The organism is Nodosilinea nodulosa PCC 7104, assembly GCF_000309385.1.
GTDB classification, from domain to species: Bacteria; Cyanobacteriota; Cyanobacteriia; order Phormidesmidales; family Phormidesmidaceae; genus Nodosilinea; species Nodosilinea nodulosa.
In genome coordinates this window covers 5251022-5275324 of record NZ_JH976537.1, presented here as the reverse complement: position 1 = coordinate 5275324, position 24303 = coordinate 5251022, and the positions used below count along the sequence as shown (strand labels likewise).

The 24303-nt window shown below is 60.1% G+C and carries 23 protein-coding genes and 1 riboswitch; of the genes, 12 read left to right on the top strand and 11 right to left on the bottom strand.

What is annotated here, in order from left to right:
• Positions 1-239 precede the first annotated feature (239 nt).
• On the top strand, positions 240-1343 hold the full coding sequence (locus LEPTO7104_RS0124440; RefSeq protein ID WP_225887034.1) for an AI-2E family transporter: 1104 nt from the start codon (positions 240-242) through the stop codon (positions 1341-1343).
• A gap of 4 nt (positions 1344-1347) precedes the next feature.
• On the opposite strand, the gene LEPTO7104_RS0124435 is transcribed toward LEPTO7104_RS0124440, so the two are convergent.
• The gene (locus LEPTO7104_RS0124435) at positions 1348-2934 is read right to left on the bottom strand and encodes a serine/threonine-protein kinase (RefSeq protein ID WP_017301220.1); all 1587 of its coding nucleotides are present in this window, start codon (positions 2932-2934) and stop codon (positions 1348-1350) included.
• A gap of 387 nt (positions 2935-3321) precedes the next feature.
• Between LEPTO7104_RS0124435 and pheT the strand changes: the two genes are divergently transcribed.
• Positions 3322-5757, top strand: coding sequence for a phenylalanine--tRNA ligase subunit beta (gene pheT / locus LEPTO7104_RS0124430; protein WP_017301219.1), 2436 nt, complete (start codon positions 3322-3324; stop codon positions 5755-5757).
• A 115-nt stretch (positions 5758-5872) separates the two neighbouring features.
• Here the strand turns inward: pheT and ald are convergent, their stop codons facing one another.
• The gene (gene ald / locus LEPTO7104_RS0124425) at positions 5873-6988 is read right to left on the bottom strand and encodes an alanine dehydrogenase (protein ID WP_017301218.1); all 1116 of its coding nucleotides are present in this window, start codon (positions 6986-6988) and stop codon (positions 5873-5875) included.
• A 131-nt stretch (positions 6989-7119) separates the two neighbouring features.
• On the opposite strand from ald, the gene LEPTO7104_RS0124420 reads away from it, so the two are divergent.
• Complete coding sequence (locus tag LEPTO7104_RS0124420) at positions 7120-8046, top strand: LysR family transcriptional regulator (RefSeq protein WP_017301217.1); 927 nt, start codon at positions 7120-7122, stop codon at positions 8044-8046.
• A gap of 100 nt (positions 8047-8146) precedes the next feature.
• Here LEPTO7104_RS0124420 and LEPTO7104_RS0124415 read toward each other — a convergent pair whose 3' ends face one another.
• A complete protein-coding gene (locus LEPTO7104_RS0124415) occupies positions 8147-8860 on the bottom strand; it encodes a HupE/UreJ family protein (protein WP_017301216.1) in 714 nt (237 codons plus the stop codon).
• 21 nt (positions 8861-8881) lie between these two features.
• A riboswitch (cobalamin riboswitch) is annotated at positions 8882-9056 on the bottom strand.
• A 132-nt stretch (positions 9057-9188) separates the two neighbouring features.
• Here LEPTO7104_RS0124415 and LEPTO7104_RS0124410 point away from each other — a divergent pair.
• Positions 9189-10835: an ABC1 kinase family protein gene (locus LEPTO7104_RS0124410; RefSeq protein WP_026073045.1), complete on the top strand. Its 1647-nt coding sequence runs from the start codon at positions 9189-9191 to the stop codon at positions 10833-10835.
• Positions 10836-10844: 9 nt separating this feature from the next.
• On the opposite strand, the gene LEPTO7104_RS0124405 is transcribed toward LEPTO7104_RS0124410, so the two are convergent.
• A complete protein-coding gene (locus LEPTO7104_RS0124405; RefSeq protein ID WP_017301214.1) occupies positions 10845-12275 on the bottom strand; it encodes an FAD-binding domain-containing protein in 1431 nt (476 codons plus the stop codon).
• Between the two features lie 176 nt (positions 12276-12451).
• Here LEPTO7104_RS0124405 and LEPTO7104_RS40380 point away from each other — a divergent pair, with 176 nt between their 5' ends.
• The 3 genes from LEPTO7104_RS40380 (at position 12452) to LEPTO7104_RS0124390 (ending at position 13916) form a co-directional block, all read left to right on the top strand.
• Positions 12452-12616, top strand: a complete 165-nt coding sequence (locus LEPTO7104_RS40380) for a hypothetical protein (protein WP_017301213.1) — start codon at positions 12452-12454, stop codon at positions 12614-12616.
• Between the two features lie 477 nt (positions 12617-13093).
• Positions 13094-13279, top strand: coding sequence for a DUF4278 domain-containing protein (locus tag LEPTO7104_RS0124395; RefSeq protein WP_017301212.1), 186 nt, complete (start codon positions 13094-13096; stop codon positions 13277-13279).
• Between the two features lie 337 nt (positions 13280-13616).
• Positions 13617-13916 (top strand): ferredoxin, encoded by a 300-nt coding sequence (locus tag LEPTO7104_RS0124390; RefSeq protein WP_017301211.1) that lies wholly within the window; start codon positions 13617-13619, stop codon positions 13914-13916.
• A 140-nt stretch (positions 13917-14056) separates the two neighbouring features.
• Here the strand turns inward: LEPTO7104_RS0124390 and LEPTO7104_RS0124385 are convergent, their stop codons facing one another.
• The 3 genes from LEPTO7104_RS0124385 to LEPTO7104_RS43320 all read right to left on the bottom strand — a co-directional run bounded on the left by LEPTO7104_RS0124385 (position 14057) and on the right by LEPTO7104_RS43320 (position 15593).
• Complete coding sequence (locus tag LEPTO7104_RS0124385) at positions 14057-14566, bottom strand: inorganic diphosphatase (protein ID WP_017301210.1); 510 nt, start codon at positions 14564-14566, stop codon at positions 14057-14059.
• A gap of 222 nt (positions 14567-14788) precedes the next feature.
• Positions 14789-14977 carry a TLTLP motif-containing protein gene (locus tag LEPTO7104_RS44025; protein ID WP_479724826.1) on the bottom strand — a complete coding sequence of 63 codons (189 nt, stop codon included), beginning with the start codon at positions 14975-14977 and terminating at the stop codon, positions 14789-14791.
• Between the two features lie 490 nt (positions 14978-15467).
• On the bottom strand, positions 15468-15593 hold the full coding sequence (locus tag LEPTO7104_RS43320) for a hypothetical protein (RefSeq protein WP_017301209.1): 126 nt from the start codon (positions 15591-15593) through the stop codon (positions 15468-15470).
• A 396-nt stretch (positions 15594-15989) separates the two neighbouring features.
• Between LEPTO7104_RS43320 and LEPTO7104_RS0124370 the strand changes: the two genes are divergently transcribed.
• Positions 15990-17966, top strand: a complete 1977-nt coding sequence (locus LEPTO7104_RS0124370) for an FAD-dependent oxidoreductase (protein WP_225887033.1) — start codon at positions 15990-15992, stop codon at positions 17964-17966.
• Positions 17967-18407: 441 nt separating this feature from the next.
• Here LEPTO7104_RS0124370 and LEPTO7104_RS0124365 read toward each other — a convergent pair whose 3' ends face one another.
• Positions 18408-18869, bottom strand: coding sequence for a hypothetical protein (locus LEPTO7104_RS0124365; RefSeq protein ID WP_017301206.1), 462 nt, complete (start codon positions 18867-18869; stop codon positions 18408-18410).
• A gap of 95 nt (positions 18870-18964) precedes the next feature.
• Positions 18965-19534 carry a hypothetical protein gene (locus tag LEPTO7104_RS37325; RefSeq protein ID WP_155523759.1) on the bottom strand — a complete coding sequence of 190 codons (570 nt, stop codon included), beginning with the start codon at positions 19532-19534 and terminating at the stop codon, positions 18965-18967.
• Between the two features lie 491 nt (positions 19535-20025).
• Between LEPTO7104_RS37325 and LEPTO7104_RS0124355 the strand changes: the two genes are divergently transcribed.
• Positions 20026-21198: a histidine kinase gene (locus tag LEPTO7104_RS0124355; protein WP_017301204.1), complete on the top strand. Its 1173-nt coding sequence runs from the start codon at positions 20026-20028 to the stop codon at positions 21196-21198.
• Between the two features lie 128 nt (positions 21199-21326).
• A complete protein-coding gene (locus LEPTO7104_RS0124350) occupies positions 21327-22241 on the top strand; it encodes a YihY/virulence factor BrkB family protein (protein WP_155523758.1) in 915 nt (304 codons plus the stop codon).
• Between the two features lie 290 nt (positions 22242-22531).
• Here LEPTO7104_RS0124350 and LEPTO7104_RS0124345 read toward each other — a convergent pair whose 3' ends face one another.
• Complete coding sequence (locus tag LEPTO7104_RS0124345; protein WP_017301202.1) at positions 22532-22720, bottom strand: hypothetical protein; 189 nt, start codon at positions 22718-22720, stop codon at positions 22532-22534.
• Between the two features lie 321 nt (positions 22721-23041).
• Between LEPTO7104_RS0124345 and LEPTO7104_RS0124340 the strand changes: the two genes are divergently transcribed.
• Both LEPTO7104_RS0124340 and LEPTO7104_RS0124335 read left to right on the top strand, forming a co-directional pair.
• Positions 23042-23626, top strand: a complete 585-nt coding sequence (locus tag LEPTO7104_RS0124340; RefSeq protein WP_017301201.1) for an SRPBCC family protein — start codon at positions 23042-23044, stop codon at positions 23624-23626.
• Positions 23613-23978 (top strand): DUF7980 family protein, encoded by a 366-nt coding sequence (locus LEPTO7104_RS0124335; protein ID WP_040695632.1) that lies wholly within the window; start codon positions 23613-23615, stop codon positions 23976-23978. The genes LEPTO7104_RS0124340 and LEPTO7104_RS0124335 overlap by 14 nt, the downstream gene beginning before the upstream one ends.
• Positions 23979-23982: 4 nt before the next feature.
• On the opposite strand, the gene LEPTO7104_RS0124330 is transcribed toward LEPTO7104_RS0124335, so the two are convergent.
• Positions 23983-24174: a hypothetical protein gene (locus tag LEPTO7104_RS0124330; protein ID WP_017301199.1), complete on the bottom strand. Its 192-nt coding sequence runs from the start codon at positions 24172-24174 to the stop codon at positions 23983-23985.
• Positions 24175-24303 lie beyond the last annotated feature (129 nt).

Genomic DNA, 24303 nt, shown 5'->3' with positions numbered 1-24303 from the left:
GTTTACATATTACCCCCTGGGGCGCCTAGCGGTTGAGGAGAACCTTTATGCCCGCGACAAAAAAGGGCGATCGCTCCAGTTTGAAACCCGCTGCTTTGCCGTAGGCTGTAGATGGCCGCAATGGCCACACCCCGACCCCTTTAGCCAACCCAATCAAATCTATGGAGTACGGTGTAGCACAGGGCGATCAACCCACCCCAAAAAGCTGGCTAGCCCGCTGGTGGGAACAACTTAGCCCCATGGCCCAATCGGTCCTGGTACTGTTGGCCACGCCCCTGGTGGTGCTCAACGTGTGGGCCATATCCGTTATCTTTGGCTACTTTCGCTCAATTTTAGTCACAGTGCTGATCGCTGGCCTGCTGGCGTTTTTGCTCAGCTATCCCATGGGTCGGCTCGAAACCCTGGGCCTCAAGCGCGGTTATGCGGCCACCCTAGTGCTGGTGCTGGCCCTGGTGGGGTTTTCGGGGCTGGCGATTATTGTGCTGCCCTTTGTCATCGACCAGGGCCAGCAGCTGGTGGTGCGCCTGCCCGACTGGTTTGACTCGGGCAAAACCCAGCTGATGGTGCTTGACGGCAAACTAGCCGAATGGGGCTGGCCGATTAACCTCGACGGGCTGATTACCCAGACCAGCGATCGCCTCAAGCGCGAGATTCAGTCGATCGCCGGGGAAGCCCTCAACCTCACCATCAACGTGGCCGTGTTTACCGCCAACAAGCTGCTCGACGTGGTGCTCACCGTGGTGCTCACCTTCTACCTGCTTCAGCACGGCGAAGAGGTGTGGCAGGGGGTGATAGGCCTGTTGCCCACCCGCCTCCAGCAGCCCTTCTCAGAAACCCTGCGCCAGAGCTTTCGCAACTACTTTTTGGGCCAGTTTATTGTCGCCAGCTGTTTTGGCACCGCCCTGACCATTATTTTCGGGCTGCTTAACGTGCCCTTTGGCTCCCTGTTTGGCCTTACCGTGGGGCTGCTGGCCCTGGTGCCCTTTGGCGGCACCGTGGGGGTGATTATCGTCACCCTGCTGGTGGCCCTGCGGGACATCAAAATTGCCATCCCCATGCTGATCTCCGCCCTGATCGTGCAGCAGCTGGTCGAAAACGGCATTGCCCCTCGGGTGCTGGGCAGCGTTACCGGGCTAAACCCCTTTTGGGTCTTTATTGCCATTTTATCGGGAGCCAGGGTGGGGGGGCTGCTGGGGGTGATTGTCGCCGTCCCCGCTGCGGTAATTCTCAAAGAAGCCCTGGTGGCCCTGCGCAACGCGCCCTACCTGGGGTCAGCGACAGAAACCATTGATGGTGGTTCCGGCGCAGGGGCAGCGCAGACCAAGGCCGCCGCTCTGCCCTAGGGCTTTAAAGTACGCCCCGGCGACCGTTGGGCATCACCGTTGACCAGTTAGTGCGGGCGGTGGCTAACTGATCGTCTGAGATTAGCGCCCCAGTCAGGTCGGCTCCACAGAGGTTGGCGCCCCGCAGGTTCGCGTTGGAAAGGCAGGCGTGGGCCAGGTTAGCGCCCCGCAGGTCGGCCCCCTCCAGATTGGCATAGTGGAAGTAGGCCTTGACCAGCTTGGCGTTGCGCAGGGTGGCCCGGCTGAGGTTGGCGCGACCAAAGTTGGCATTGCTCAGATCAGCGCCCTGGAAGTTGGCGCTGGGCAGTTTTGATTGGTTGAAGTTGACCTCCGCCAGCAGGGTGCGCTGGAGGTCTAGGTCTTTGAAGGTTTGCAGCGAAAAATCGCGCCGACCCTTGGTGTACTTTTGCTTGACGTCGTCCGATGAGAGCACGGTGGCAGGGGCCATCTTGGGGCGCGGGGAGGGCGACCCGCTGCGGCTCGGCACCAGGGGAGGGCTCTTGGCATCCGAGTGCGATCGCTCCCGCCGGGCCCGAATGGCCGCCGCCATGCGAGAGGAGGGGGAACCGCCGGAGTTGCTGATCCTCGGCTGGCTTGAGGAATTGCTGATTGGCCCAGCGCTGCTGGTAAAGCCGGTGGTGCTCGGCCCCGACGCGGAGGGGAAGGCCATGTTTTGGGCCAGACTCTCCATGTAGGGCTCCAGGTCCAGATCGCGATGGATCGCCTCCACCGTCTGGTAGCGGTGCTTCACCGAGATCTCCAGCATTTTTTCTAGCACCCCGGCGAAGTGATCGCTGATGTGCACCTGCTCTCGCCACAGCAGTTCCCCCGTGTTGGGGTCATAGTTGAGATCTTTGGGGGCTTTACCGGACAGCAGATAGATGCAGGTCACCCCGAGGGCGTAAATATCGCTGGCATACACCGGGCGCATGGCCATTTGCTCGGGCGGGGCGTAGCCGGGGGTGCCAATGGCGTAGGCGGTAAGGGCTGTCTGATCGGAGTTGGCCGCCAGGGTGGGGTTGACCTTATCTTTGACGGCGCCAAAGTCAATCAGGACGAGCTTTTTGTCCTGATCGCGGCGAATGATGTTTGCAGGTTTAATGTCGCGGTGAATGACGTGGTTGTCGTGCACGTACTGCACCATCGACAAAATTTCGCTTAAGAACTGCTTTACCCCTGCTTCGGTAAAGGGACCGCCCCGTTTGACCTCCTGCTGTAGGGTGAGGCCGTTGATGTATTCCTGCACCAAAAAAAACTCATGCTCGCTTTCAAAGTAGTCGAGCAGGCGGGGCAGCTGGGGATGGTTGCCGATCATGCCAAGAATTTTGGCTTCCCGCTTAAACAGGTCGCGGGCCATATCGAGGATGTGGGGAGCCTCGGCGGAAGGCCGCAGCTGTTTGATCACGCAGGGGGGCTTGCCCGGCAGCAGCTCATCGCGGGCCAGAAATGTCGCCCCAAAGCCACCCCGCCCCAGGGCGCGAATCATCCGGTACCGACCCCGCAGCAGCAGTTCTGCCCCGCAATTTTGGCAATGGCTGACGGTGGGGGGGTTTTTAGGCTTTGAACAATCGGGACTGATGCAGTAGCTCATGCGGCCCAGGGTGGTGGATGTCTAGACGAGGCCCGAGGGCTACGCCTGGGGGTGAGTTAACCAGCAGCGGGGCAGTGCGGAGGGGAGCCACAATGCCGACGATACGGGAGTTGTGCGGGCCGCCCCCAGCGGTAATGCCACATTACCCCAATTATTCCCTCTTTCCGAGAGGGGTTATAGCATTCACCCACGGGGATATATACTTCGGCCCAAAATCTCAGTGAAATGTGAAAAGTCGATGAACCCCTGATCCCCATGCCCTATTATGCGCCAGAGGGATAACTGGGCAGAGGCACGACCTTGGGTAGATGCAATGCCCGCAGGGTAGAATGTTTGGGCAATAAACCACAGCGTTTTAGCTTCTTTTAGCAGTCCAACCAGCCCACCATGCGCATATCTTTAAACTGGCTTAACGAATACGTCAACGTCCAGCTGTCTCCAGCCGAGCTAGCCGATGCCCTAACCATGGCGGGCTTTGAGGTGGAAGACATTGAGGATCGGCGCACCTGGGCCGATGGCGTGGTGGTGGGTCGAGTGGTAGAGCGCACCCCGCACCCCGATGCCGACAAGCTCAGCGTCTGCGTGGTTGATATTGGCCAGGCCGATAGGTCAACTATAGTGTGCGGAGCCGCCAATGTGCGGGCCGACATCTACGTGGCGGTAGCCACTGTGGATACGTATCTGCCCGTCGTCGATCTCACCATCAAGCCGCGCAAGCTGCGGGGGGTGCCCTCCGCCGGGATGATCTGCTCGCTGGCGGAGCTGGGTCTGGCTAAGGATTCGGACGGTATTCATGTTTTTGAGGCCGAGGCGCTGGAGCCGGGGCAGGATGTGCGCCCCCTGCTGGGTCTCGACGACGTGATTTTGGATGTCACCTCTACGGCGAATCGGGCCGATGCCCTCAGCATGGTTGGCATTGCTCGCGAGGTGGCGGCGATTACGGGGGCGGCGCTGCACCTGCCCACGGCCGAGGCGATCGCAGTGCCGCAGAGCAAATCGGCCCCCAAAATCACGCTCACCGACGAGAAAGCCTGCCCCGTCTACATCGGTACGGTGCTGGAGAATGTTGCCCTCGGTCCTTCGCCCCAGTGGTTGCAGCAGCGGCTGGTGGCGGCGGGCACGCGCCCTATTAATAATGTGGTGGATATCACCAACTACGTGCTGCTGGAGTGGGGTCAGCCGCTGCACGCCTTCGATCGCGATCGCCTGCTGGCCGCGGGCGAACTGAGCCTGGGCGTGCGCTATGCCCGGTCGGGGGAAACCCTGGTCACCCTCGATAGCCAGACGCGCCAGCTCCAGCCCGAGACGCTGCTGATTACCGCCAGCGATCAGCCCGTGGCCCTGGCCGGGGTGATGGGGGGCGAGGCCACCGAAGTTCACGAGGGCACGGTGGCGGTGCTGCTGGAGGCGGCCTTCTTTGACGCGGCGGCGATTCGCAAATCGGCCCGCAGTCAGGGGTTGCGCACCGAGGCCTCGGCCCGCTACGAGCGCGGGGTGAACCCGGCTGAGCTGCGGCTGGCCTGCGATCGCGCCCTCCAGCTGCTGCAAGAGCTGGCCGGAGCCAGGGTGGTGGCCCAAACCACTGGCACCACCCCCCTCGGCGCCGCCATTCCCGAACGGGTGATTGCCCTGCGGCTGAGCCGGGTAGCTCAGCTGCTGGGCAAGGTCACCAACCTGGGCGATACGCCCCAGCAGCTGCCCCCCGAAACCATTCAGGCGCTGCTCGAAACCCTGGGGTGTCAGGTTGCCCCCGGCGGCGAGGAAGGGGTATGGGCGGTGACGGTGCCCCCCTACCGCTACCGCGACCTGGAGCGCGAAGTCGATCTGATCGAAGAAGTGGCCCGCCTCTACGGCTACAACCACTTTGCCGACACCCTGCCCCAGAAGGCGGTGGGGGGCTATCTGTCGGTGGAGGCAGCGCTGCACCGACGACTGCGGGAATCCTTTCGGGCGGCGGGGCTAACGGAGCTGCTGCACTACTCACTGACCAGGCCGATCAGCGATCGCCAGGTCACCCTGGCCAACCCCCTCTTCCCCGAATATTCGGCCCTGCGCCAGGATTTGATCGACGGCCTGATCGACGCCTACGCCTTCAATCTCAACCAGGGCAATGGTCCCCTCAACGGCTTTGAGATCGGCCACATTTTCTGGCAGGACGACGACGACATCCACGAGGCCATAGCCGTGGGCGGCATTGTGGGCGGCGACGGGCGATCGAGCCAGTGGGTGACCAGCGGCCAGGAGCAGCCTCTGACCTGGTACGAGGCCAAGGGCATATTGGACAGCGTGTTTAATCGGTTGGGCCTGGCGGTAGACTACCGCGCCGACAGCACCGACCCCCGCTTTCACCCCGGCCGCACGGCGTCGCTGTGGGTGCGGGGGCGGCTAGAACTGGGGCGGTTCGGCCAGCTCCATCCCCAGCTGCGGCAGCAGCGCCAGCTGCCCGCCGAGGTGTACGTGTTTCAGCTCAACTGGTCGGCCCTGGAGACCTGCCTGGTGCCGGTGCTGCAAAAGTCGGTGAAGTTTGCCGCCTACTCGACCTTCCCAGCCAGCGATCGCGACCTGGCCTTCTATGCTCCCCTGGAGGTATCTGTGGCGGATCTGACCACTACTATCACCAAAGCCGGGGGCAAACTGCTGGAGTCGGTGGCGCTGTTCGACGAGTACCGGGGCGAGACTGTGCCCCAGGGGCAGCGCAGCCTGGCCTTCCGCCTAATCTACCGCTCCCCCGACCAGACCCTGACTGACGACACCGTCGACCCGGTGCATCAAAAGGTGCGCGCCACCCTGGAGAAGCAGTTTGGGGTAACCCTGCGGAGCTAGGTCTGGGATTGTCCCATAGCCGTGGGCCTAATTGGCGTGGGTAGCGCGCAAAAAATCAGGGGTGTGGTCTGTGGCCACACCCCCAGTTCATGGTTCAGGCAGAGCTTTGAGCCGCCTAAACGGTTGCCAACTGCCCAGCCCTGCGATCGGCCAGGTCTGGGAAGGCGTCCCGCACCGCAGGATGCACCAGTTCACCCCTGGCCACATTCAGGCCCTGCCGGAGCGAGGGGTCGGTCACCAGGGCATCGATGCCGTCTCGGGCCAGTTTGGTCACGTAGGGCAGGGTGGCGTTGTTGAGGGCCTGGGTGGCGGTCCAGGGGGTAGCGCCCGGCATGTTGGGCACGCCGAAGTGAACCACCCCCGACTCGACGTAGGTGGGCTGGCTGTGGGAGGTGGGCCGCAGGGTTTCAATGCAGCCGCCCTGATCTACAGCCACGTCAACGATGACGGAACCGGGCTTCATGCTGGCGACCAGGGCTCTGTTCACCAGGGTGGGGGCCTTGCGGCCGGGCACCAGCACCGCACCAATCAGCAGGTCGGCGTCGAGCACGGCGGCTGCGACCTGGGCGGGGGTGCTGTAGAGCAGCTCTACCCGAGAGCCAAACAGGGTTTCTAGGTAGGCCAGGCGATCGACGCTGATGTCGAGAATTTTAACTTTAGCGCCCAGGCCAACGGCCATTTTAGCCGCCTCGGTGCCGACCACGCCGCCGCCCAGAATTACCACCGTACCGGCGGGCACGCCAGGGATGCCGCCCAGCAGTACGCCGCGACCGCCCTGCTGCTTTTCGAGGTAGCGCGCGCCAAACTGCACCGACAGGCGGCCAGCGATGATGCTCATGGGGGTGAGCAGGGGCAGGCGACCGTCGGCGGTGGTGACGGTTTCGTAGGCGATCGCATTCACCCCGCTGGCCATCAGCGCCTCAGTCAACTGGGGCTCAGCCGCCAGGTGCAGGTAGGTGAACAGAATCAAATCTTGCCGAAAGAAGCGGTATTCCGACGGCTGCGGCTCTTTTACCTTGACCACCATGGTCTGCGCCCAGGCCAGGGCCGGGTCAGACACCAGACTGGCCCCGGCCTGCACATAGTCCTGGTCGGCAAAGCCCGAGCCGGCCCCAGCGCCGTTTTCAACCACCACCTGGTGTCCCTGCTGGCAAAGACTGTGCACGGCAGCGGGGGTAAGGCCAACTCGAAACTCTTGATCTTTGATTTCTTTAGGAAGTCCGATTTGCATGGTCACGCCTAGGGTTGCTGAGGATAGTTTGCGATCGCGGCGGGGGTTGAGCGCTGGGCCAAATCCCCTTCATTGAGCTAACTGTAGGCATTGCAGCGGCTGGGTTCAAAGCACAGTGATAATGTCAACCCATGAGTGCCATTGATGTATCGCGCATAAAGCTATTTCAGCTGCGGGCCCTGGTGGCGGTGGCCGACAGCGGCAGCTTTGGCAAGGCCGCCCTCGATCTAGACATGACCCAATCGGCCATTAGCTACGCCATTGCGGCCCTGGAGGAGGAGCTGGGCGTCGTGCTGTTTTCGCGGGGGCGCAGAGGGGCCATGCTCACCGCCGTCGGCCAGGAGATGCTCGACAACGCCCGGCAGATTTTGCAAAACCTGGAGCAGCTGGGCCAGATTGCCGAGCGATCGCGGGGACTAGAGACAGGCCTGGTGCGGGTGGCCGCCATTCGCAGTCTGGCCACCCACTGGCTGCCCCAGGGAATTGCGGCGTTTAAAGAACGGCATCCCAACATTGCGGTGACCATCACCCACTGCGTTAACCACGGCACGGTTCAGGCCATGCTAAAGGAGGGGGTGGCCGATATCGGCTTAATCGACCTCTACAAAACCTCGGGGCTGGAGATTTACGACCTGTTTGCCGATCGCTACCTGGCTTTTTTCCCCCCCGGTGCCCAGGTCAATGTAGAAGCTCCGAGCTGGGAGCAGTTTCAGCGCTATCCGCTGATTTTGCCCGTGCCTCAGGACAACAGCTACGCTCTGCTGCGCGAGTACCTGGCCCAGCTGCCCGTCCAGCTGGCGGTGGCCTACGAACTCAACGAAGACTCCGCTATTCTCAGCATGGTGGTCCAGGGGCTGGGCATGACGATTTTGCCCCACCTGGCCGCAATTCCACTGCCAAAGGGGATAATTACCTGCCCGCTGCCCCAGCCCCTCAGCCGTTCGCTGGCGGCGGCCCTGCTGGAAGGCCGCCTGCACAGCCCCGCCGTCTATGCGTTTCTAGAGATGCTGCAAACGCTGCCAGCGCCCCTGGACAGGCTGGTGCCTAGGGAACCATAGCAGCCTGAATCAGCTGGGGTAAAACCGGGCGCACCTTGAACCACGCCACAGAGGGGTCAAGGTGAAGCCCTGATTGGCCATGGGTCAACTAGACCGACAGCTAAACCGGCAGTAGGGTATTGAGCAGCGTGGTGGCCAAAAAGGCGGCGCCAATGCCGCAGATCACCAGGCCTGCCCGCTGCCCGAAGCGCGCGGGCGATCGCTGCGTAATCTGCCGACCCACCAGAAAGGCCGCCAGGGCAATGGCCATCTGCACCGTCGTAAAGCCCACCAGGTAGGCCACCAACGGCATAGGCTGAGCGCCAAAAATAGACTCCCCGTAGGCAAACCCGTGGAACAGGCCAGCCAGGGCGGCCAATCCGGCCATTACCCAGCTTTGAGGGCGCTGGCTCAGGGTCAGCAGCACCCCGGCCCCCAGTACCGACCCGGCAATCACCAGCTCTGCCGCCGGTAGGGTAATGCTGGCCAGGTGCAGCCCGGCCCCGGCCATGGTCGCCAGCACAAAGGCGATGGGAATGGCAATCCCCCAGGTGCTGATCGCGGCCAGCAGGCCCATGGCCACCACAAAGGCCAGGTGATCGAGCCCGATAATGGGGTGGCCCAGGCCCGACATAAAGCCCTCGGCAGAGGTGGTGGGCAGCTTACCCCCCGTCAGGTGGTGGGCAAAACTGGGCAGCGGCAGCAGCAGTAGCAGCAGCGCCGCAAGGCTCAACGACCGGCCCGCTTGGGCGATCGCCCAAGCAACACCGCGCCCCACAGAATTCGACAGCAGCTTAGCCTGGATGGAACCCAGGGCCGTAAAACGATAATTCATCCGTACCTCGCAGACGAAGAAAGAGCAACATTGCGATCGGCGGGCATTCTGGCTTGGCGATGTTAGCGTTCGGTGCATCCATGGGCTGAACGCCAACATCGCCTTACAGCTGCGGGACAGCGGCAGCCTTACACTGCACTTTCCCCGTTACCTCTGGTGGCTGATCCCCACCAGAACCAATCGCGCCCAAGCATAATAGCACTGGGTGAAGAAAGCCCCACCGCTGGTTCATCAATAGTCACTTGGTTCAGGGCAGCCTGGCCCAACGACGGAAATAAAGCCTTAACGTGATTGCGTTAGCATCGAGCAGTCTGTACTCCGGCGTCCAATGGTTTCATCGTCTCGTTTGGCCCGACAGAGGGAAATCGTTGAAGTCGTGCTGAGCCACGGCTGGGACTATATGCGGCGGCTCCTGGTGGGGGGCAGGGCCGACGAACCCGAACTGCCGCCCCCGGCGGTGCTGCGCAATATTCTGACCGATCTGGGGCCGGTGTACGTCAAGCTGGGCCAGCTATTGAGCACCCGCCCCGATCTCATGCCCCCGGCCTATATCGAAGAGCTCAGCAGCCTGCAAACTACGGTGCCCGCCGTAGACCGTGGTGAGATCGAAGCCCATATTCGCCAGCACTTGGCTCACCCGCCGGAGGAGCTGTTTGAGCGGTTGGACTATCTGGCGATCGCGGCGGGTTCCATTGCCCAAACCCACAGGGCGGTGCTCAAGGATGGTCGACAGGTCGCGCTCAAGGTGCAGCGTCCGGGCATTGAGCGCCAGGTCGAGCGCGACATGACGCTGATTCGTGACATTGCGCGGCTGGTGTCGGCCACCCAGTTTGGCCAGCGCTACAACGTCGTCGATCTGGCCGAGGAATTTGCCGATGCCCTCAACGCCGAACTCGACTTCACCACCGAAGCAAGCTACACCGACCAGCTGCGCCGCAACCTCTCTAAAAGCACCTGGTACGACGCCAAGCAGCTGATCGTCCCGGAAATTTACTGGGATTTGACCAACTCCAAAATTATGACCATGGAGTGGCTGGAGGGTAAGCCGTTACTCAAAGCCGACCTGGCCCCCGAAGATGCCCACAGCGGCCAGGCTGGTCCGCGGGCGGCGGCTACCACGCTGCTATTTCGGGCGTTCTTCAAGCAGTACTTTGTCGATGGCTTTTTCCATGCCGATCCCCACCCCGGCAATATTTTTTACCTAGAAGATGGCCGAGTGGCCCTGCTCGACTGCGGCATGATGGGCCACATGGACCCGCGCACTCGCAACACCATGACCGAGATGGTGTTGGCGATTGTCAACTGCGATGCCCAGCGCTGCACCCAGCTCACCCTCCAGCTGGCCGAACCCCTCCAGCCCGTCAATCTGGCCCGGCTAGAGAGCGACTACACTCGCCTGCTGGGGCGCTACTACGGCCTCAGCCTGGAGCAGATCAACACCGCCGAAATTTTTGGCGAAATTTTGTCGGCAGGCATTCGCAACAACCTGCGCTGGCCCGCCAATGTGGGATTGTTTACCAAATCGCTGGCCAATCTGGAGGGGGCCGCCCGGCAGTTTAACCCCGGCGTGAATTTAATCGACGAGGTGCGCCCGCTGATGGCCGATCTGTTCCGCCAGCAGCTGGTGGGGGACGATCCGCTCCAGGCGCTGCTGCGCACAGGGCTGGAGTTTCGCAACCTGTCGCTCAGCTCGCCGCGCCAGTTTGGCTTTTTGCTCGATCGCCTCAGTTCAGAGCAGCTCAAGTTTAGCCTCAGCATTCAGGGGCTAGACGATCTGCGCCGCAGCATGGATGAGGCCTCGAATCGCCAGGCCTTTAGTGTTGTGGTGGCGGCGCTGATCATTGGGGCGGCGATCGTGGCCACCGGGCGGCAGTCGTCCCAGGGGCAGATCTTGAGCATTATTTTGTTCGCGGCGGCCAGCTTCTTTGGCCTTTGGCTGCTGTTTAGCATTGTGCGGCCAAGGCGGCGGCGGTAGCGTCGCGCCCTAGCCTTTCTGGGCTTTGTACTTATCTTTAAACAACGCCTGCTGGGTTTTGTGATCGACAATTGGGGCCGGGTAGTCGCCGCGATCGCCCGGCGAAATTTTGCCCGTCACCAGCGGCCCGGTATCCACCGACCGCAGTTCGGGCACCCACTGGCGAATGTATTCGGCCTCGCCGTCGTACTTCTGGGCCTGGCTGGCGGGGTTAAAAATCCGCAGGGGCTTTGGGTCCATGCCGCTGGAGGCGCTCCACTGCCAGCCGCCGTTGTTGGCCGACAGATCGCCATCGACCAGGCGCTGCATGAAGTATTTCTCACCCCACTGCCAGTTAATAATCAGGTCTTTGGTCAAAAAGCTGGCCACAATCATGCGGCAGCGGTTGTGCATCCAGCCGGTTTCGTTGAGCTGGCGCATGGCCGCATCCACAATCGGGTAGCCGGTGCGCCCCTCGCACCAGGCGGCAAACTGGTCTTCGTTGTTGACCCAGGGAAAGTCTTTCAGGGGCGATCGGTAGGGGCCGTCGGCCAGCCCCGGGAAAAAGTACATCACGTGCTGGTAAAACTCGCGCCAGGCCAGCTCCTGCTGCCAGGTTTGCACGTTGTCGCGGGTCTCGTCGCTGCGGCAGCGCCCGTAGGCGGCATCGGCAGCAGCCCACAGGGTGCGAATGCCCACGGCGCCAAACTTGAGCGCCGCACTGAGGCGCGAGGTGCCGTCCACAAAGGGAAAATTGCGCTGCTCGTCGTAGGTGGCAATGGCGCGGTCGTCCTCGCAGAAGTCAGTCAGTCGCTCCAGGGCCGCCTGCTCCCCCGGTTCAATCGGGAAGCCGTTTTCCCAGGTAAATCCCAGATCGGCGGCGCTGGGTAGATCGATACAGCCTGCTTTTTTAGCCGCCTCTAGCTGCCTGGCGCTGAGGGATTTTAGCCCTTCCGGCAGGGGCAATGGCTCAGCTTTGTCGTGCTTAATCCAGTTGCGCCAGAAGGGAGTGTAGACGGTGTAGGGGTCCCCCGCCCCGGTGCGCACCTCCCCTGGGGCATGGAGCAGCTGATCCCAAAATTTGGTGTGAAACTCGATGCCAGCATCCTTCAGCGCCGCCGCCACGTCGGTATCGCGCTGGCGCGAGTAGGGCTCCACATCGCGGTTCCAGTAGATGGCGTCGGCCCCTACGGCCTGGGCCAGCGCGGGAATTTTTTGGCGGGGATCGCCCTGGAGAATGAGCAGCTGCCCGCCTGCCTTGGCGTAGCGATCGCCCAACGCCGCCAGACAGCCGACCATGTAGGCCACCCGCGCCGGGGCAACGGCATCGCCCTGGAGAATGCCGGGGTCGAGGCAGAACAGGCCAACTACCTGGGGGGTGCGATCGCGCGCCGCCGCCAGCCCCACGTTGTCGCCCAGGCGCAGGTCGCGCCGGTGCCAAAACAAAACTAAATCGGCCATGGAAACAGCCCCACCTTTCTCAGCAAACAGCCTGGTAAACGGCCCCAAAAAACGGAAAACGATTGTTTAGTATAACGACATTAGCGGCCAGGCTTGGGCGGCTTTGCCCGTGGGGCAGACGCTTATCATGGGGCAGAGGCTGTCTGCAAGCCCAGGATTTTTGAGGAGATCAACCCATGCTGCAAAACAAGCAAATCATCATGCGCACCTTCAACGGCTACCTTGACTTTTTAGCCGAAAGCCAGCCCTCCCTCTCTCCCGATGCCGCCTGCCAGGTGGCCGCCCTGCTCACCCAGGCCGAGTTCAACCTCCAGCAGGCCGAAAACAGCCGCAAGTCCTAGGGGCTGTCATCAATTAGTTGCTGATGGGCCAAAAATCAACGGTTACAGCCCCTAGCCTGTTTTTGGGGTCGGGCGTGACAAGGCTGGTGGAATCAGGATTTTAGCCAGAATTGATGACACGCCTAGCCCCAGCTAGCGACCAGAAATCCAAAACAGCCTGTTTAAGCCCCGCTCTATCCCCAGGGGCTGACCCTGCTCAGGCTGCTGGGAAGTATGAACTAAACATTAGGCGCCTCTCCTATGGTCGAACAGCCGTTTGACCCGACCCCATTTATGCCTCAACTTTAGCAGCGCCCCAGCCGGGGAGCGAACCCTAAAAATTCTGTCAAGGGCGATCGCCGAGCTTGAAATGCAGGTTTCCGTTTATTAAACTGTAAAAACAGCTACAGTTTATCGGTGGGTTTGCTCTTTTTTGCGCAACCGAGCTGAGGGTAGCGTTGCCTGAGTATTCATACCCTGAGCAGGGAGCTTTTTGCCATGAAATTGTCCTATCGCGGTGCCCAGTACGAGGTGCAGCTGCCCCAGGGGCAGAACGATGGTGTAGATATCGTCGGCACCTACCGAGGCGCTCCGGCCACTTGGCGCCATGTCCACCGTCAAAACAACCGTCATCACGAAGTCGATCTGACCTACCGGGGTGTCAAATATACCCAACCGGTGTAGACCAGCTCTCCTATTTCGTCGTAGGGGCGGGCTGCCCGTTAGCCTGCCCCTTTTTTGGGGTGTTTTTCTGGTCAAATTGCTGCACATCCGCCGTCGGTATCGCCACCGTCTAGCGTTTAGGATCCTGAAACCCATAAGCAAACCAATCCATTACCAATCGGTTTGATTACGAATCCCGTTCAGCCAAGCCCCAAAAAGGCAAGACAGTCTTCAGGTTTTCCCGTAGTATCAAGATTGTGTTAGATCTGCTCAGAGCAAATCCTGGAAACCTTATCCCAAGGCTGTTCTGTGATTTATAGATCGACGTAGAATCTGTATTTGACGAGAGGATAGCACCATGGCAACCTTCAAGGTTACGTTGATGAACGAGGCCGAAGGTCTCAACCAAACCATCGACGTTGACGACGATACCTATATTCTTGATGCCGCTGAAGAGCAGGGCCTAGATCTGCCCTACTCCTGCCGGGCTGGGGCCTGCTCCACCTGCGCCGGTAAGATCACCGCTGGTACCGTTGATCAATCCGATCAGTCTTTCCTGGATGATGACCAGATTGGCGCTGGGTACGTGCTGACCTGCGTTGCCTACCCCACCTCTGACTGCACCATCATCACCCACCAAGAAGAAGAACTCTACTAAGTTCGAAGGGCCTATCTCCGCAGATCTAAACTGTGGGGTCAGGCCGTCAAACGGGTTTCTTAACGACTAAAAGGGCGCTGCCTAGAATCCTAGGCAGCGCCCTTTTGTTAATCAACAGAACTTGATACGAGCAAATCGTGTTATTTGGCGGCGGCTACGCACTGCTCTACCAGGGCCGCTACTTTATCGACGTTCTGCCAGCCCAAAATTTCGGTCACCTTCTTCTCCAAATTTTTGTAGGAGCGGAAAAATTCGGCGATCTCATCCAGCCGATGGGGGGCGACATCGTCCAGCGATTTAACGCTGGCGTAGCGGGGATCTTCGGCGGGCACGCAGAGAATTTTCTCGTCGCGATCGCCGCCGTCAATCATCTCCAGCATGCCGATGGGCCGCGCCGCAATCACGCATCCCGGAAAGGTGGGCTCATCCATCAGCACCATGCCGTCCAGGGGATCGCCATCGTCGGCCAGGGTGTTGGGCACAAAACCATAGTCGTAGGGATATTTCACCGACGAAAACAGCACCCGGTCAAGAATAAAGGCGTTTAAATCCTTGTCAAATTCATACTTATTTTTGCTGCCGCCAGTAATTTCGACCAGCACGTTCAGCAGTCCAGGCTCAGGCTGGGCTGGAATACGGGATAGGTCCACAACGATACTCCAAGGGATAATAAATTAGCATTGCCGAGAGGAAGGCAAGACCTAACGCCCACGATAAACCGCCGGGCCTTAGAAACCTCCCTTCCGACATAGTATTCTACGGGGCAGCAGCCCATTTTCCGCAAGGTTAGGGCCACGGCCCCAAAACTTTAGGCGGTGGCCCAGGCCCGAGATCGGGCGCTGAGCGAGCTTGGGAGTCAAGGCTGTAGGCGCCTAGCGACCCGTCGAGGTGGGCATCATGAGGACAGACGGCCTTTCAAGATTTTCTGTAGCTGACGAGAAGTGGGCGACCATAAACAGCGGCAGCGTTAGGGTCAATACCGCAATTAACACGCCCAGCATATTCGATGAAGGACTAGGGGGTTCCCCCCCAGGGGTCTCAGGCTGACTGGCAGAATCCATACATGCAGTAACAGAAATCAACAAGGGATAGCTGCCTGAGGTCGGGGCAAAACCGCGAAAGCCCAGGCAATCCCACATATCCAACCTTCAGGGGTAGCCCCTACTGAGGCCACCGCCGTCGTGTACTCGCCATGGACGAAATTATCGACGACATTGAGGTGGAAAACGGTTCCATTAAAACCATACGCAAGGTTATAGCAATCAATCCATGACATTGATCACCCCTAGGGCTTAACCTGAGGCCAGATTTAAGGCCTACTGGTTTAAACCAATCCTGAATCTAGCATTCCCGACGACTTCCAGAAATTACGGATATTACTCTGGGCCGGGGGTGCGGGGAGTTGGCCAACCCAGGCATGTCAGCGCAAAGGACCAATAAGAATAAGCCCCTCAAGCCTGCGCGCCCTGACCCAGGCTTTATACAAAAGTTCACGGCCCCTCGGTCCTGGGCAAGGCACCAGCAACCCCTTACATCGCCTCTCAACTTTCTCTAGCGCTGCTGCTGCTCTAGCAGCTCGCGAATGGCCCGCAGCTCGCTCAGGATTTGCCGCATCAGCCCCTGGGTGATGGTCTCTTCGGGGGGCTGCACCTGAATCGTGGGGTGGAGGCCCAGCACTTCTTCCGCAAACCGGCGAACCTCCTGGGGGCGAAACTCCAGGGGATCGTCCTTGTCGCGGCGCAGCTCTGGGTTGAGCTTGCTCTGGTCGTAGGGGGGGGTTGAGCACCTCGGGATCGGTGTTGGCGTAGCGGTACACCGAGGCCCGCGAGCGATTCAGGTACTTTTGCACCGCCTCGACCGGCAGCAGGGACAGGGGTTCGGCGGCCCCTTCTGCCTGGCTGGAGGAGGGCGCAGAGTGGGAGCCAGAGGGGGTCGAAGCTAGGGGCAGATCAGGGGTCATAGGGCCAGGCTTTAGCAAATCTGTGGCTACTTTACCAGGTTCACACTGACCCGGCGTGGCCTGTAACGGAGCATGCCAAAGTGCGATCGGCCCGGGGAAGGTGTGCTAAAACCTTGGCAGTATTTACCGGGGCAGAGGGCGTGAAGGGCGATCGCAGGCAGATTCGGCGGCGGCTTCGATGGCGAAATCTATCGGCACTGGTCGTTGTCATGTTTGGCATAGGGGCGATCGCGGGGCTGAGCGCATCGCGCTGGTCCCCTGCGCCTGCGCCCGGGGCGGGCGGCGAGATTGCGCCCGCCCTCGGACTGCACTCCCTGCCCCTGCCCCTGGTCTTTAACGGCCGGCCCCAGGTTGACCCACTGCCCAGCTTTCAGGAGGTCTGGCAGTGCCAGGTGGTCGTGGTTGGGGGGTCCCTGGGGGGCGTGGCCGCCGCCGCCCACGCCATGGCTACCGGCGCCACCACCTGCCTGATTGAAGTCGCCCCCTGGCTGGGGGGGCAGGTCAGCGTCCAGGGGGTGTCGGCCCTCGATGAATCGCTGAGAATGCGCCAGGCCCAAAATCTATCCCCCAGCTGGCAGCGGTTTCGCCAGCTGATCAAGCAGCAGAGCGTCGATCTACCCGCCTGGAGCCCCGGCGGTCAATCGCGATCGGTGGCCGATATCAACAGCTGCTGGGTCGGTACCCTGTGCTTTCCGCCCCAGGCCGGGGCCAAGGCCGCCGAGCAGCTTTTAACCGAAGCCCACCCCAGCGCCCCGGCCAGCCGCTGGGCCACGATGACAGCCTTCAAGGGGGCCGAATTTGACGCCACGGGACGCCGAATCACCGCCGTATACGGAGTGAGGCGCATTCCCAAAGACCCCAACTACAGGCCCAAGGGGCGGCTGTCTGTGGAACTGGCCGACTGGTACAGCTGGTCGCCCACCGCCGACTTTGACCGGGTGCCCGTCAAGCTGCAAGCTCCCCCCGGCCAGCGGATGATCGTCATTGACGCCACCGACACTGGCGAACTGGTGGCCTGGGCCAAGGTGCCCTACCACCTGGGGTCTGAGTCTAAGGACACCAGTGGCGAGCCCGATGCCGCCGCCTTTGATAACCCCGACTGCACCCAGGCCTTTACCTACCCCTTTGCCCTCGCCATTCACAACGACAGCGGCGACAGTCTAGCGGCCCTGTCGCGGCTCCAGCCCACCTACAACCTGCAAGAACACCAGTCCAACTTCGACCTGGAGGGCTTTCCATTTTTTGCGGGCAAAAGTATTTTTCACTATCGGCGCATCGTTAGCCACACCCGCACCAACCCCTATATCGGCGCCCCGGCCCCCGGCGATATCGCCATGATCAACTGGAACCGGGGCAACGACTGGAACTGGATGAATCCGCCTCTGGTGCTTAAGGCGTCGGAGCTAGAGGCCCTGGGGCAGTACCAAAACTGGATGGGGGGCCTGTCGCAGTCGGCCCTCAAGTTTGGGGAAGAGAACGCCCTGATGTTTGCCCGCTGGCTGCTGGAGACCCAGGTAACTCCCAACTATCCCCTGGCCTATCTCTACGGCAGTGAAAGCCCCCTGGGCACCCTGTCGGGGCTGAGTATGGTGCCCTACATTCGCGAAGGTCGGCGGATTGTGGGCCGGGCCGCCTACGGGCAGGAGGAGTTTATGATTCGCGAAAACGACTTGCGCTATAACTTTCCCCAGTCGCGCAACTTTAGCCCTACCGCTGTGGGCCTAACCCACTACGCCATTGATATTCACGGCTGCCGCTACCGCAACTGGAAGCCCTCTGGAGAGGCGATCGCAGCCCCCGCCCAGGAGTCCCGCGTCAGGCCGCTGCAAATTCCTCTAGAGAGCCTGATCCCCCAAGGGGTCGACAATCTTTTGATCGGCGGCAAAGCCATCGCCGCTAGCCATATCGCCAATGCCACTACCCGCATTCACTACAGCGAGTGGCAGACCGGGGCGGCGGCTGGGGTAACGGCAGGCTGGCTGATGTCGCCCAATACCCCCATCAGCGACCCCATGGAGGTGATCCCCAGCGGTTCGATGGCAGCGCTGCAAGACACAATCCGGTTTGAGGGTCTGAAGACAAGCTGGTAGCAGCGATCGCAGCTTGAACCGCGCCTGTTTTCAGCGGCCCCGATTTTGCGGCCACAGAGATCTGATATAGCTGTAGGCAGTCTGATTAAGGCCTGTCTCCTAGTGAACGTTCAAACGTTTGAACGTTCATAGGGTTTCTGAATGTCCTAACCAACGTGCCTATGGCTATACCAAATCCAAGCCGCCCAATCCCCGATTCCATAAAGGACAATCTGTAAAGGCGCATAGCATTCGAACTTTAGAAATTTGGGAGAAACAACTAGAATTTAGTCCGATTTGGCGCAAAACTGCCGACCGTATTCAAACAGGAGCGGCGGGGACTCCGCCAACCGTCCTAATGCTCGAAGGCGGAAATATGTCGACCATTCCAGCTCGCTTGGCTCCCTCGCTCCCCTGCTCCCTCGCGATTGGCAATAGTCCCCATACTTGTGCCGCAGTCGACTAGCCCACCTGCGAGGGCGCATTAAACAGGGCAAACACCTGGCGACAGCACCGACGCAGCCGCTCTCGAGCGGTGGGATCGGGGGTGACTTCACCCGAAAAACTCCAGTTGTCGATGGTGGAAAGGCTCCAGCGCCTGCCTCGATGGTCAAACCCGGCTAAGTCCAACCCAATCACTCGGGTTTTTGCCCTCGACAGGGAGCTGTGGCCATCGCCGATTTCTGGATCGGTGTACAGACGAATTTGCACCAGCAGACTGCGGCATTGAAATAGCCGACTCACCCCCGGAAAATGAAACCCCACATCAATAGAGTCTGGATCGACCAGATCGCGAGTGTCGGGATCGTTGGCCCAGGGCTTGAGGTCGGCCCGCAAATCGGGCAGCTCTGCTTTGAAGAGGCCCACCACGGCAGCTATTTTGCTGGCAAATTCAATACTGTTGGCCTGTTCTGCTGCGTTCACGCGACCTGCAACGGTAGTAGAAGAGCTTTAAGCATAGACTAGCGCCTCTGGTCTAACCGTCAACTGGATAACGACTGGCTCACTTTTGCGGCCCTCTACTGCCCTGGAGCCACGGCTGCCCGACAGACGTTGAGCATGCGATGGTCGTTGGCGCTGAGGTTTTGAATGGCAAAGAAGCCGCTGAGGCCAAAGGGCGCTAGATCTCCGGTGGTTTCGCTGGTGGCCACCGGGGGCGCATCGGCGAGGGCCAAACTGTAGGGATAAGCTTCCTGCTCGTAGCTGTCGATGACCGTCATGGCCAGATCGGTGCCCTGCACCTGACCGTAGAAGCAGTCAAAGGATGAACTCGGGTAGTACAGGGCGCCATAGACGCGATCGCCGTTGCGCTCAAGCACTACGTAGCCCTGGCCAATTTGGTCAGGCTGGGGCACTTGACCGAACAAATAGCGGCCCGAAGCCGACGGCACAGCGGCAGCGGTCTCGATCGCCGTGGATTCGGTAGCGGTTTGGGCAGGGGCAGTTTGAGCCTGCGCCGGAGCTACAGCACCCAGGGCAGCGGCGGCGGCGGCACCAGCTAACACGTACGATAGGGGATGGCGATCGCTATTCCCACCCTGGCTCAAAAGTGATTTTACCAGGGCGGAAAATAGCGTGGTTTGAAACATTTTGGTACCCATTCTATTTACCCCCTCTTATTTATTTTTTGACGAACTATGCAACCGTGAAGAAGCCTGCGCACCAGCTATGCCTGAAGGCCTACTCAGCGCTCTAAGAGGCCAGCCTGCGGTTCTTTCAGCGTTTTCGCCCTAGTTTCAATGTAGTAGACCTCGGCGGCCCGATTCACCGTTTTATCGTGAACCGTAACAACTCTTTGTTAGGACCTAACTCTGGTGTGCTTTGACCTATGCTGAGCTGCAGTTTTTGCGCTTAGCCCCACGGGCGATCGCGCTGTGCTCCACGTTAATTTGTCGCTAGGTACAGTTTTAGGCCAGCGACTCAAAAGTGCATCCTCCCATGGGCCAGCTTTGCAACTGGTCGCGATTGTTCCTTCGCCCCGCCCCCGACCGGGGGAGCATTTAGATTGGGCTGTAGAGAGTCTGGTAGTCAGGGTAAAATCATGGATAGAACCTGGTTTTCAGACTTTTAGGAGATAGTAATGGAGGGTTCCTCCACTTCCTTTGATGATGTTCGAGTGCCTCTCAAGCTGCTGCTATTTATTGACAAGCGGCCCAGCCTGGCCCAGCAGATGCGCCAGATCAGACGGTATCTGAAAACCCTAGAAGCCCACTTTGAATTCAACCTGGACGTGGTCGATATTGGCGAGCAGCCTTACCTGGCCGAGCATTACAAGCTGGTGGCTAGCCCCGCCCTGATCAAAATTTCTCCGGCCCCCCAGCAAATGCTGGCTGGCAGCGACATCGTCAATCAGCTGGAGCGGTGGTGGCCAAAGTGGCAGCAAGAGCACCTCGATGCCCTCAACCTGGCCGATGCCGACGCCGATCAACCCGCCGGGCTGCCAACCGAGCCAGACAATCCTGTCAACTATTCGGCTGAGCTGATGAAGCTCTCTGACGAAATCTTTCAGCTCAACCAAACCCGCGAAGAGCTTGAGGCCCAGCTGCGCTTCAAAGACCGCATCATTGCCATGATGGCCCACGATCTGCGCAACCCGCTCACCGCTGCCTCGATTGCCATCGAAACCCTAGAGCTGGGCTATGCCCCCAACCAGGCGCGCACCCTCACCCTCACCCCGGAGCTGACCGGCCAGCTGCTCAAGCATGCCAAAACCCAGGTGCGGGCTATCAACCGCATGATTACCGATATTCTCAAAGCGGCCCGAGGCGCCTCCATGGAGCTACAGATTGTGCCCCAGGAACTCGACCTATCGGCGCTCTGCCTTGAGGTAGTAGATGCCTTCCAAAACCGACTGCACGAAAAGCAGCAGGGGTTAACGACCGAAATTCCCCAGGATTTGCCCACGGTCTATGCCGACGGCAGTCAGGTCAGACGGGTGGTGACCAACCTGCTCGACAATGCCATCAAATACACCCCCCAGGGAGGACAAGTCTCCATTGTTGCCCTCCACCGCACCACCCAGAAAGTTCAGGTCTCTGTAACCGACACTGGCCCCGGCATTCCCCCCGAGAACCGCGACAAAATTTTTGAAGAGAGCTATCGCCTTCAGCGAGATGTCACCCAGGAAGGGTACGGGCTGGGGCTGGCGCTCTGCCAGCGGATCATTCGCGCCCACTACGGTCAAATTTGGGTCGACTCTACCCCCAGCGAAGGCAGCTCGTTTTACTTCACGCTTCCCGTCTATCGGGCCTGAGCCTCTGCCCTTGAGGTGCTGGTTAGAAAAACTTCTGTAATGTTTGCGGAGCAGCGCTGGCTCTTCTGAGCTGCCCATCTACTCCTCACCCTGCATCAACCTCCCATGCCTATGGCAAGATAGGGGCCATGATAAAGCGGTTTTTGTCCTTCTTGAGTCCTGGCGTATGGGCCAGCACAATAGCGCTGTATGGCAGCGGTCGGCTCTGGCGAGAGGTGGGGCTACAGGCGGCGCGATCGCGCTGGGCTGAGGTGGTAGCAACCATTGCCTTTCTCTGGCTGCTGGGGCTGCTGGGGCTGAGCTTTGTACTGCTGCACCTGGAGCAAAATCAGGGGCTACCTCTGCCTGCCCTGGCCCTGGCCCACGGGCTGCAAACTAGCTTGGCGATCGCAGGGGCAGACGCCAGCGCCAATTTTTTAGGCCGTTGGGGGCTTGGGATCGTCGGCCTGGCAGCCTGGGTCTGCCTGGTGGTCGGCAGTCAAAAACTGGTGCAGCTGGTGGCCGAGGCCTACGGCAGCGCCCCTTCCCGCCCGGTCGGCTGGCGCACTCGGCTCCTGCCCTGGGGGGTAACGCTGCTGGGTCTGGGTCTGGCAGAGCTGGTGCTCACCCTGGTCGGGCAATCGACGGCTTCACCCCACCCTGGCCTGGGGCAGAGAATCTGGTGGCTGGGGCGATGGGCGATCGCCCTAGCCAGCCTGGGTCTGGGCCTGGGCCTGATGTATCGCCTTTCCCCCCGCCGCTGGGTACCCGGACTGGCCCTGTGGCCCGGGGTAAGAATAGCCCTGGGGCTGGCGCTGGTGGGGCTGGGGCTGCGCCATTGGGGGCTGAGTTGGCTGATCCACCAAAATATTGCCTACGGGCTATTGCTCGCCCTTGGTCTCAATCTAGGCACGCTGTACGGGTTAATCCTGCTGGTGCCAGTGGGAGCCCTGGTGAATGTCGCTGCCCTGCGCCATCGAGGCCCCACTCGCTCCTGGGGAACGCCCCTAACCACACCCCCACCGCCCTCGTTCGACTCCTTTAAGATCAAGCGCCGTGACTGAGCCGCTGTGAGCCGCCGTGACTGAGCGTTCAGTAAGCAGGTCTGAGGTATCTATAGCCATAGTCACGTTGGTAACGTTCAAACGTTTGAGCGTTCATAGGAGATCTGTCTTAACCAGACTGGCCATAGCTATATACAACGCATTTCGACTCCGCCCTCTGCCCGATCTGCTACTGGGCAGAGGGTTGAGCGGAGCCGTTGACGAAGTGTCTCCCGAAGGGAGAAAACCCGGAAACTTAAGCTGGGTTTATTTGGCCCTCCGACTCAACCCAGACATGCTTAACCCAGAACTTAGCGAATACGCTGAAGGCTGCTGGCAATACCCAAACCAAAGCACAGCAAAATCAGCAGCCAGATTACCAGGCCCGGCAAGAAGGCCAACACTGACAGACCCCGTAAAATCCAGATAATAGCCGTTAAACCCAGGGCGGCTAAAAATAGCTTAGTTAGCGGTTGCAGGGGGTAGCGGCGACGACCCATAGCAGCGATGTCTCCGTTTATAAAGCTTTTGCTGACTCCGGGGGAATACTGATGGTCATTGGTAAAAGCCCCGTAATGATACTACAGTCTCCCCCATACCCCAGGGCTGGCTGGCATTTAATAGGAAAAACCAGCGCTACAGCGGTAGCATGGGCCAAACAACTCAGTGCTTACTACGGTAACAAGCTAAGGCGCCATATGGTATCGAGCTTGTGATGGCTTGAGGGAACTAGCCTTCGACCATAGACCTCCCGGGGCTGGCAGTCCCTGCCCAAAGCCCGGAGGTTGGGTCCCATTATCAGGAGGAGTAGAGCAGTGGTTATGAGCAAAGCGCAGGTAGCTCGAGAGGTTAGACCCGTAAACGATTTTCTCGCTCAGTTTTCTCCTGGGGACCAGATAGCCCTGCTGCGGGGAGACGTGTTGCTTCAATCTCAAACCAACCAGGATGGCGGTGCCGTAACGGCCCACATGTACGTGCCCCTGGCACGGCCTCAAATTTGGCCCCAGGTCATCAACTACAGTTGTTGGACCCAGTATTTTCCAAATATTGTGCACAGCGAAGTGCTAGAGACCGTAAAGACGGCCACCCAGCGCTACCGGCGTCTTTACCAGGTGGGCCGCAAGGGGTTCATGCTGCTCACCGCCCAGGTTGAAATTTATCTCAGGGTGGTTGAAACCACCTGTGAAGCTATCCAGTTCCGCCTGGAGCAGGGCACCTTTTCGCACTTTGCTGCGGACCTGCACCTGCAAGATTTTAACCAGGGCACCCTGCTGAGTTACTCAGTGCAGGCGGCCCCAACGATTCCGGTTCCGTCTTTTTTGGTTGAGCAGGCGATGAAAACTGACCTACCCGGTAATATGAGGCAGATGAGACGGGTGTTGTGCGCGCGGTATGGTGTGGCATAAACGGCTGCGGGGCGGTGTGTGGCTAGGGTTGGGGTATCTGTTGTCGCCCCTCTCCTGGTGGAACGATGTCGTTTTTAACCTGCCCATTGCCTACGGGTTTGCCTACCTGGTTACCCTGGGGCATCGGCAGTGGCTGCTGCCCGCTACGGCGATCGGCTACTGGCTCTCAAATGTGCTGGGCATGGCGATGATGCAGTGGGGCGCAACGGATATGGTGATGGGCGATCGCGAGTCGAACTGGCGGCGCGATCTGTGGATCGGGTTCCTCAGCTCCACGGCCTATACGGCGATCGCAGCGGGCCTGGTCTATTTCAACATTCTGCGTCTGCCGGCGGGTTTACTGCCTGGCTGACCTGCTAGCTGTGGCGTTCCACAAATGCTCGTCCGGCGGACATGGCGGCGCTGCTGGTGGTGTAAAACGTGCCGTCACTGAGCACATCCAGGTCAGGATTGACGATCCAGCACTGATAGCCCCGGTCCTTGCTGTGGCTCACGCCAATAATCCAGCCAGTCATAGCCGAAATTTGCACTACCGTATCTGTGTCCATGGCCTTGTTCTCCCCTGGGCCTAAGACTTAGTCTCGCTTTCGGCAAGTTTAAGGGCCGAATTCAGGTTCTACACTTGCGGTGCTATGGTAGGGCAGATTTGTTTTAGCGGCGGCAAAACCGCTGACTTT

What these genes read in the sequence shown, in the direction of transcription:
- LEPTO7104_RS0124440 (WP_225887034.1), top strand. Translation starts at nt 240, where the DNA reads ATGGCCCAATCGGTCCTGGTACTGTTGGCCACGCCCCTGGTGGTGCTC.
- LEPTO7104_RS0124435 (WP_017301220.1), bottom strand. Translation starts at nt 2,934, where the DNA reads ATGAGCTACTGCATCAGTCCCGATTGTTCAAAGCCTAAAAACCCCCCC.
- pheT (WP_017301219.1), top strand. Translation starts at nt 3,322, where the DNA reads ATGCGCATATCTTTAAACTGGCTTAACGAATACGTCAACGTCCAGCTG.
- ald (WP_017301218.1), bottom strand. Translation starts at nt 6,988, where the DNA reads ATGCAAATCGGACTTCCTAAAGAAATCAAAGATCAAGAGTTTCGAGTT.
- LEPTO7104_RS0124420 (WP_017301217.1), top strand. Translation starts at nt 7,120, where the DNA reads ATGAGTGCCATTGATGTATCGCGCATAAAGCTATTTCAGCTGCGGGCC.
- LEPTO7104_RS0124415 (WP_017301216.1), bottom strand. Translation starts at nt 8,860, where the DNA reads ATGAATTATCGTTTTACGGCCCTGGGTTCCATCCAGGCTAAGCTGCTG.
- LEPTO7104_RS0124410 (WP_026073045.1), top strand. Translation starts at nt 9,189, where the DNA reads ATGGTTTCATCGTCTCGTTTGGCCCGACAGAGGGAAATCGTTGAAGTC.
- LEPTO7104_RS0124405 (WP_017301214.1), bottom strand. Translation starts at nt 12,275, where the DNA reads ATGGCCGATTTAGTTTTGTTTTGGCACCGGCGCGACCTGCGCCTGGGC.
- LEPTO7104_RS40380 (WP_017301213.1), top strand. Translation starts at nt 12,452, where the DNA reads ATGCTGCAAAACAAGCAAATCATCATGCGCACCTTCAACGGCTACCTT.
- LEPTO7104_RS0124395 (WP_017301212.1), top strand. Translation starts at nt 13,094, where the DNA reads ATGAAATTGTCCTATCGCGGTGCCCAGTACGAGGTGCAGCTGCCCCAG.
- LEPTO7104_RS0124390 (WP_017301211.1), top strand. Translation starts at nt 13,617, where the DNA reads ATGGCAACCTTCAAGGTTACGTTGATGAACGAGGCCGAAGGTCTCAAC.
- LEPTO7104_RS44025 (WP_479724826.1), bottom strand. Translation starts at nt 14,977, where the DNA reads ATGGATTCTGCCAGTCAGCCTGAGACCCCTGGGGGGGAACCCCCTAGT.
- LEPTO7104_RS37325 (WP_155523759.1), bottom strand. Translation starts at nt 19,534, where the DNA reads ATGTTTCAAACCACGCTATTTTCCGCCCTGGTAAAATCACTTTTGAGC.
- LEPTO7104_RS0124355 (WP_017301204.1), top strand. Translation starts at nt 20,026, where the DNA reads ATGGAGGGTTCCTCCACTTCCTTTGATGATGTTCGAGTGCCTCTCAAG.
- LEPTO7104_RS0124350 (WP_155523758.1), top strand. Translation starts at nt 21,327, where the DNA reads ATGATAAAGCGGTTTTTGTCCTTCTTGAGTCCTGGCGTATGGGCCAGC.
- LEPTO7104_RS0124345 (WP_017301202.1), bottom strand. Translation starts at nt 22,720, where the DNA reads ATGGGTCGTCGCCGCTACCCCCTGCAACCGCTAACTAAGCTATTTTTA.
- LEPTO7104_RS0124340 (WP_017301201.1), top strand. Translation starts at nt 23,042, where the DNA reads ATGAGCAAAGCGCAGGTAGCTCGAGAGGTTAGACCCGTAAACGATTTT.
- LEPTO7104_RS0124335 (WP_040695632.1), top strand. Translation starts at nt 23,613, where the DNA reads ATGGTGTGGCATAAACGGCTGCGGGGCGGTGTGTGGCTAGGGTTGGGG.
- LEPTO7104_RS0124330 (WP_017301199.1), bottom strand. Translation starts at nt 24,174, where the DNA reads ATGGACACAGATACGGTAGTGCAAATTTCGGCTATGACTGGCTGGATT.